Source organism: Xenorhabdus beddingii (genome assembly GCF_002127545.1).
Taxonomy (GTDB): domain Bacteria; phylum Pseudomonadota; class Gammaproteobacteria; order Enterobacterales; family Enterobacteriaceae; genus Xenorhabdus; species Xenorhabdus beddingii.
Genome location: NZ_MUBK01000150.1, coordinates 1 through 659 on the forward strand (window position 1 = coordinate 1; position 659 = coordinate 659).

General features: G+C 47.6%; 3 protein-coding genes. All 3 read right to left on the reverse strand.

Features of this window, described 5'->3' with window-relative positions; all coding sequences use genetic code 11:
- A partial coding sequence (locus tag Xbed_RS18960) for a DUF7370 family protein (protein ID WP_422641352.1) occupies window positions 1–206 on the reverse strand: 206 nt, incomplete at its 3' end.
- Window positions 187–396 carry a hypothetical protein gene (locus Xbed_RS18965; RefSeq protein WP_086114331.1) on the reverse strand — a complete coding sequence of 70 codons (210 nt, stop codon included), beginning with the start codon at window positions 394–396 and terminating at the stop codon, window positions 187–189. The genes Xbed_RS18960 and Xbed_RS18965, both read right to left, overlap by 20 nt.
- A gap of 9 nt (window positions 397–405) precedes the next feature.
- On the reverse strand, window positions 406–659 hold a 254-nt coding region (locus tag Xbed_RS18970), incomplete at its 5' end, for a major capsid protein (RefSeq protein WP_244182570.1).

Sequence of the window (659 nt, forward strand, 5' to 3'; positions counted from 1 at the left end):
GCAATCTTTCTTGCACCAGACAGGGACGCCAAGCGGACGGTGGCATAGATCAGTAATAATTTCTGTAAACTTTCATCATAGCCATTAGACGCCATGCACTCAGACCGTTCATTTACCCGACCCAAGAGCAGTTCGAGCACAGAATCAGGCAATGTAAAACCCAGTTCGGCGATCATGGGCTTGATATCAGTCAGTGTTATCGCCATCTGATTTCACCCTCTTGGTTTTAGATGGGCTGGCAACTTCAAAGGCTTGCTCTTCAATCAATTCAACCAATCCGGCCTTAATCCATGCTGTGGCGTTTTCTTCCGATACCGATAACCGGGCACCGACCTCTAATTTGTTAAGGTCGGCACCGGCAAAGAAGTTATTCGAAATAACTTTTACCAGTGCCATAAATCCCCCTTAAGCGCCTTTGGCGTGAATGACAGAGAAGTGGCCTTGAATGTCCTGCTTAACCATCAAGCCAGCCGCACCCCATGTACGCCATACGTAATCGGAATTGTAGAACTGACGTGGATCGGCAACCGTTCCGAACGCCTGACCAACAATAGGTGAGATAACCCCCGCACGAAGAGGAACAATCAGCATTTCATTGCCTTTCAGCTCGAAATCTTCCTTGATGCTGGAAATGCCCGTGATTTTCTTGATTTCATCCA

Excerpts from the sequence above, each read along its gene's own strand:
- Xbed_RS18965 (WP_086114331.1), bottom strand. The coding sequence starts at position 396 with ATGGCACTGGTAAAAGTTATTTCGAATAACTTCTTTGCCGGTGCCGAC.